General features: G+C 51.8%; 4 protein-coding genes. All 4 read left to right on the top strand.

Translation table 11 applies throughout. The annotated features are described in order from the left end of the window. The coding region (locus OEL57_RS12470; RefSeq protein WP_300740855.1) for a PAS domain-containing hybrid sensor histidine kinase/response regulator at window positions 1-1,726 on the top strand (1,726 nt) is incomplete at its 5' end. A 79-nt stretch (window positions 1,727-1,805) separates the two neighbouring features. After that, window positions 1,806-3,764, top strand: coding sequence for a methyl-accepting chemotaxis protein (locus OEL57_RS12465; protein WP_300740854.1), 1,959 nt, complete (start codon window positions 1,806-1,808; stop codon window positions 3,762-3,764). Window positions 3,765-3,834: 70 nt separating this feature from the next. Continuing rightward, complete coding sequence (locus tag OEL57_RS12460) at window positions 3,835-5,439, top strand: methyl-accepting chemotaxis protein (RefSeq protein ID WP_300740853.1); 1,605 nt, start codon at window positions 3,835-3,837, stop codon at window positions 5,437-5,439. Between the two features lie 30 nt (window positions 5,440-5,469). Beyond that, window positions 5,470-6,689: fused response regulator/phosphatase (locus tag OEL57_RS12455; RefSeq protein ID WP_300740852.1), on the top strand; the 1,220-nt coding region annotated here is incomplete at its 3' end.

The following is a 6,689-nucleotide window of genomic DNA, read 5'->3' as shown; positions in this document are numbered from 1 at the left end:
TGCCGTATCTGCTTGTTTTTTTTTTGTTGTTATGAGCGGTGTCGTCCTGGTGTTTGTCTGGGGGAGGCAACTGCGCCGCAAAGTGGAGGAAAAGACCCAGGAGCTGACAGAGGGCAAGCTTGAATTGCGTATGCTGGTGGAACAGTTGAGCCAGACCAACAGCCTGCTGGAAGAAAACGCCCGGGCTGCGGAAGAAGAGGCAGTCCGTCGCCGACAGATCTTTGGGCAGTCCCGTGATGGTATTGTGGTGCTTGATGCCAATGGTAAGGTCTTTGAAGCTAACCAGCGTTTTGCGGAGATGCTGGGCTATACCCCGGAAGAACTGCTTGAGCTGCATGTATGGGACTGGGATGCCTGTTTCAGACAGGACGAACTGCGGCTGATGATAGAGCGGCTTGACCATAGTGGTGACCTCTTTGAAACCCGCCATCGTCGTAAAGATGGGTCGGTCTATGACGTGGATATTTCGTCAAGTGTCTGCTATTGGGCTGGTCAAAAACTGATTGACTGCTCGTGTCGTGATATTACCGATCGGAAATGTCATGAGGAGGAGCTGAAGAAGGCCCGACAGGCTGCAGATGCTGCCAATCAGGCCAAGAGTGAGTTTCTTGCCAATATGAGCCACGAAATCCGCACCCCGATGAACGGTGTGCTGGGGATGGCTGAGCTGTTGGGCTATACCGAGCTGACCGCTCAGCAGGAAGAATACCTGTCCTATATCAAAAGCTCCGGCGACAGCTTGCTGGCTCTGATCAATGATGTGCTGGACCTATCCAAAATTGAGGCTGGCAAGGTAGAGTTGGAGAATAGCGATTTTTCCCTGCGTCGCGCCATTAACGATATTCTGAATACCCAGATCTCGCTGATTTACAAGAAACAGTTGCAACTGAATCTTGAACTGCCGGATAGCCTGCCTGAAATTCTTCGCGGGGATCAATTGCGTTTCAAACAGATTCTGTTGAATCTGCTGGGGAATGCTATCAAGTTCACTGAGCAGGGCAGTATCGGGGTTGCGGTTCAATTGCTGGGGGAGCAGCAGTTGAAGCTGCTGATCAGAATCAGTGTCAGTGACACCGGCATCGGCATGACCGATGAGGAACAGCAAAAGGTTTTTGCCCCATTTTCCCAGGCTGACTGCTCAACGACCAGAAAGTTTGGCGGCACCGGTTTGGGGCTGACTATCTGTCGGCAACTGGCTGAACTGATGGGGGGAGCTATTTCGGTGGAGAGCAGGCCTGGTTGGGGCAGCAGTTTTCATCTGGATCTGCCGTTTGAGGTCAGTGGCGTCGATAGAGACCAGCCGTCCGGTGCGTCTGGACAGCCTGAACAGCAGATCTGGTCAGGACGGCATCTGACGGTGCTGGTGGCTGAAGATAACAGCATGAACCAGAAGTTTATTGTTGGCCTGTTGAACAGGCTGCGTCTTGTTGTCGAGGTGGCTGATAACGGAAGAGAGGCATTGGAACGCTGGAAACAGGGGGGGATTGATCTGCTCCTGATGGATATCCAGATGCCGGTTATGGGGGGCGAAGAGGCCCTGTATCTGATTCGGCAGGAGGAGCAGCAGCGAGGCTTCCATACCCCGGTAATTGCCCTGACCGCTCACGCCCTGCGGGGCGATAAGGAGCGGCTGCTGGCCGCCGGATTTGATGGCTACCTGTCTAAACCGCTCAACTTGGTAGAACTGCAGAAAGAACTGCAACGGGTGCTAAATGAGTGTGTCTAATTAGCTTATAGAATGGTAAAGCTCTGAAAGAGTGGCGCCAAAATAGTTTTGATTATTGTTCGCAAAGGGGAGGGTAACGATGGCGCAGCAAAGAATTAGTGGCAGCATTACCGGCAAACTGCTGGCGGTAATCGGTATCACGGTGGTGATTGTGGCTGTGGTGCTGGGGGCCTATCTGTACTATTTCAGGACCCAGCTGGTGGCAGACCGCAGCGGGACGCTGGCTAAATCCCTGCAGTCCCAGGTAGATACCCAGATCAAGGGCAAGCTGGACATCCTGGTGACCAATGCAATCAGCCTGTCCCATAATGACAGAGTCGTTGATGCCTTTGTCAGGGATGATTACACCATGGCCGAACAGGAATTGAAGCAGATTGTCAAGGAGTTTGAGGTGGTCGACTTCAAGGGCACCCGCTTCCACCTGACCCGGGCAGATATGCGGACCCTCTGGCGCAGTTATGATGAAAAGCGGGACGATGATATCTCGTTCCGCGGCATGATAAAAAAAGAAGTGGCCGAAAAGAAGCCGATCTTCGGGGTGGAAGTGGGCAAGGGCGGAGTGGGGCTGCGGGCCATGGCACCGGTTGTTAATAATTCCGGAGCATTCATCGGGATTGTAGAGACGCAGTTTGGGGTAGGCAGCATCAGCCGCTCCATGCAGGAAGAAAAGAGTTTTTATATCCTGCTGCTGAACAAGGAGATGGTTGATCCTGCTGATTTCCAGAAAAAGACCGGCGCTGTTGAAATCGGAGGCAAGTTTCTGACAGCCCATGGTAAGTGGTTTGATGAGGCCACCGTGGCCTTTGCCAAGGCTGCCGATTACGGCGTTCTGATGAAAAACAAGACATTGCTGGATAGTAACTATTATTACGCCGTGACCGAAGCCAAGGATATGAACGGCAAGATCTACGGCCTGCATCTGACCGGCATGACCCGGGCCGAGTATGACAAGCAGATCAAGCCGGTTTTCAGTCTGGCCAATAACCTGCTGATTACCATTGTCGTGATGGGCCTGATCGCCGTGGCCGTTATTATCATGATGCTGAAGAAGGTGGTGGTACAGCCGGTCGGCGCGCTGTCCACCTTTCTGCTGACCCTTGAAAATGACTTGACCAAGCGTTTTAACTGGAAAAGCAATGACGAGATAGGCCAGGTGGCTGATAGTGTGAACGAGTTTTTGGCAAGTCTGCAACGGGTGTTAGGTGTTGTTGTGTCTGAGAGTGCTCAGGTGGCGGCAGCAGCAGCCCAGTTGTCCGGCACATCTGCTACCATTGCCGCTGGTGCCGAGGCGGTGGTGGAGCAGGCTTCCAGTGTTGCTACAGCCAGTGAAGAGATGGCGGCCACCAGTTCAGATATCGCCAATAACTGTCTGATTGCCGTTGAAGGTGCCCAATCTGCCAGCGAAGCTGCAGTTTCCGGATCCGGTGTGGTCTCATCTACCATTGCAGGCATGGAGCAGATTGCAGAGAGAGTGCGTAGTTCGGCACAAACAGTGAGGACTCTGGGAGACCGTTCAGATCAGATTGGTGCCATAGCCGGAACTATTGAAGATATTGCTGACCAGACTAATCTACTGGCCCTGAATGCTGCCATTGAGGCCGCCCGGGCCGGTGAAATGGGGCGTGGTTTTGCCGTGGTTGCTGACGAAGTACGCGCTCTGGCTGAGCGTACATCGCGTGCAACCCGTGAAATCAGTGACATGATCAAGTCTATCCAGAGTGAAACCCGTGCTGCTGTGCAGCAGATGGAGCAGGGAGTAAAAGAGGTGGAGCAGGGAACGGAAGATGCTTCCCGTTCAGGTGAGGCGTTACAGGAGATCCTGTCTCGTATAAACGACGTAACCATGCAGATCAATCAGATTGCAACGGCAGCGGAAGAACAGACCGCCACCACTGGCGAGATCGCCGGTAATGTCAGCCGGATCAATGATGTCGCTTGTGAAAGTTCCCAGTCAGCTAATGAATCAGCAACTTCTGCAGCACAGCTTTCAGCACTGGCTGAAGAGTTACAGCGCCAGGTGCGACAGTTCAGGGTGTAAATATGAGAGATGGTAGCGTATGCCTGCTTGCAGGAATGGTTGTTGATCTGAATGTTGTACGAGGTGTCCTATGAAAATTAAGTCGCTGTTTATCTCCGGGTCAGTAGTCATAAGCCTTGTAATGGTTCTCATCATTGCGGTGTTCGCCTATATGACTGTTAGCGTACGGGGAAAGTTTAACGAGATGGTGGACCGTGATGTGGTTGTCTACGGTAGTCTGCATGAAATGCTTTCCCATGGATTGCAGGGTGAACAGGCATTACGGAATATCATCATGAACCCTCAGGATGATAAGGCTAAAGCCAACTTTGAAAAGGCCGCCAAAGATTTTGAGAGGGCTCTGGACACAACCAATAAGGCAACTATTGTGAAGGGTAAGCTGCCTTTAGACAGTATTGCGGAAAAATGGAAAGCTATTGTGCCGGCCCGTGACGAAGTGCGTAAACTGGGAGAATCAGGTGATCTTAATGGCGCCATTACGCTCTTGAAGAGTAAGGAAACGCCGCTTTGGCGGGATCTGAAAGATGATCTTCAAAAGGCGGTTAAAATTAAGGATAAAGGGTTTGGTGAAAAGAATAAGCAGTTTGCTGCCTGGCTGAATATGCTGATGTATGGTCTGGGTGCCTTTTTGGTGTGTGTGGCCGCAGGGATGCTGACGCTGTTCAAGGTGGCTAATGATCGGATCATGAAGCCGTTGCAAACAATGGTTGAGGTGGCCTCTGATCTGTCCCACGGAGAGGGTGACCTGACAGCCCGCCTGAATCTTCATCGTGCTGATGAGATTGGCGAGGCTTCCGGCTTTATTGACAGCTTTATAGAAAAGGTGCAGCACAGTATTGTAACCGCAAAAGAAACGGCAACTGAGACGGCAGTTGCCAGCCAGGAGCTGTCTCATATTGCGGCTAATCTAAGTAATACGGTGCAACAACAGGCGTTGATCGTTTCTGAAGGGGCAGCCCTGACCCAGGAGGTTGGTCAAAACCTTGATCTGACTGAGGAGATGGCGATCAACACCACAGAGACCATTGAGGCAACTCGTAATGTAATGGTGCAGTTTGTGAAGAACCTGAATACTGCTGGAAATATCATTATTGATGAAGCTGACAAACAACGTCAACTGGCAGGCCGGATGCAAGAACTGGCTGCCAATGCAGGTAAGATACGTGAGGTGCTGGAGATTATTTCTGATATTGCTGACCAGACGAACCTGCTGGCTCTCAATGCCTCCATTGAGGCTGCCAGGGCCGGTGAGCTGGGACGAGGTTTTGCGGTGGTAGCTGATGAGGTGCGTCAGCTTGCAGCCAAGACCCAGAGTTCTCTTTCTCAGATAAACCAGAGTGTTACTACGGTGGTCAGCGGTGTGGAGAATCTGTACGGTGAAAGTGAGGAAAGTTCCCGCCGGATGGTGAGTATTGCCGAGTCAACCCGTGGCCTGATTGCTACTGCAGGAGATTCTGGAGAACGGTTGTCTGGTGCGGTTGCTATTTCATCCGATCTGGTTAAAAAGAGTACCTTTATTGCAACCCGTACCAAGCAGTTGATGGAGCAGATGGGGCAAATGAATCTTGTTTCAGAACAGAACAGGTCGGTGGCCCATGAAGTTGAAGAGGTTTCCAGTGCTATGGCACAAAAGTCTGAAGGCTTAAGGGAAAATCTGGGGCGGTTTAAGTGCTAGTTCACATCAGCGTACATCAGGCAGATGCCTATGATGATTGATCCGTTGCTGAAATCCTATGCCAGCGGTCTGTCGGTTCTGTATGTTGAGGATGAACCGGTTGGCGCAGCCATCATCAAAAAAATGCTTGAAGCCCTGTTTGACAGGGTATACGGCGCTTCAGATGGTGCTGAGGGGTTGCGGCAGTTCCATCTGCGGCAACCGGATCTGGTGGTCAGTGACCTGATGATGCCGATTATGGACGGTATCGCCATGCTGCGGGAAATTCGTAAGAGCAGCCCCAAAATAGCGGTTCTTCTCATGACCGCTTCGCTGGAGCATGCTGATCTGGTGGAAGCGATTAATCTGGGGGTCTCCAAGTTCCTTGCCAAGCCTTTACGGACCGATGCCTTGCAGCGGGCGTTGTTAGGAGTTACCAGAGAGCTGTATCTGGAAAGGGTTGCGGAACAGGCACATCAACAGGAAGTTGAGTTGCTGAAGTACCGTAACCGTTACCACTCAAGCCAGCAGGAGCTGGCCCGGGCTAAAGAACATCATATAGCTGGTAACCTGCTGGAAAATCAGTATATGCATGCAGATGACTCCGGTGGCTGGCTGGTAGACCTTGTGCAGCAGCCCCGTGATATCATGTCTGGTGACAGCTATTCTGTTATTCCTTCCAAAAACTCTACGTTATTGATTTTTCTGGCTGATGCCATGGGACATGGTCTGTCTGCGTCGGTAACCTCCATGCTGGTTACGGCGTTTTTTAATCATTCTGCAGGTGGCTGCGCCTGCGGTCATTTAGGGTTTACCCACCTTGCAAGCAGTACCGTGCAGTTTGCCATGCGCAACCTGCTTGAGGATGAGGTGTTCAGCTGCCTGGTGATGGAACTTGATCCGGCGCGTCAGGTAATCCGGTTTGCCAGTTGCGGTATGCCAGCTTTGTTGCTGGTGCGTAACGGGCAGGTGGAGCGGCAGCGGGGCGTAAATCCGCCGATTTCAGCTTTTTCTCCTGCTCTTCAGCTACAGGAAATTTTTCTGGATGGGGTAAGTGATATCCTGCTGGCTACGGACGGGCTTGGAGATGCCCCGATGGTTAATGGCGGTAGCTACCGGGAAGAGATGGCTGATGATCTGCTCGCCAGCGCAACCACCAGAGAGCTGTTTGAACGTTATGGAATGCGCTGCAATGATGCGGATAACGATGATGATATTACCCTGATTCGATTGAGCTCGGTTGGAGTTGGTGAAAAACATAGTACCTATAC

It is taken from the genome of Trichlorobacter sp. (assembly GCF_030247655.1).
Taxonomy (GTDB): domain Bacteria; phylum Desulfobacterota; class Desulfuromonadia; order Geobacterales; family Pseudopelobacteraceae; genus Trichlorobacter.
The sequence above is the reverse complement of the archived record's forward strand: the minus strand, read 5'-3'. Positions and strand labels throughout refer to the sequence as shown.

What these genes read in the sequence shown, in the direction of transcription:
- OEL57_RS12460 (WP_300740853.1), top strand. Translation starts at nt 3,835, where the DNA reads ATGAAAATTAAGTCGCTGTTTATCTCCGGGTCAGTAGTCATAAGCCTT.
- OEL57_RS12465 (WP_300740854.1), top strand. Translation starts at nt 1,806, where the DNA reads ATGGCGCAGCAAAGAATTAGTGGCAGCATTACCGGCAAACTGCTGGCG.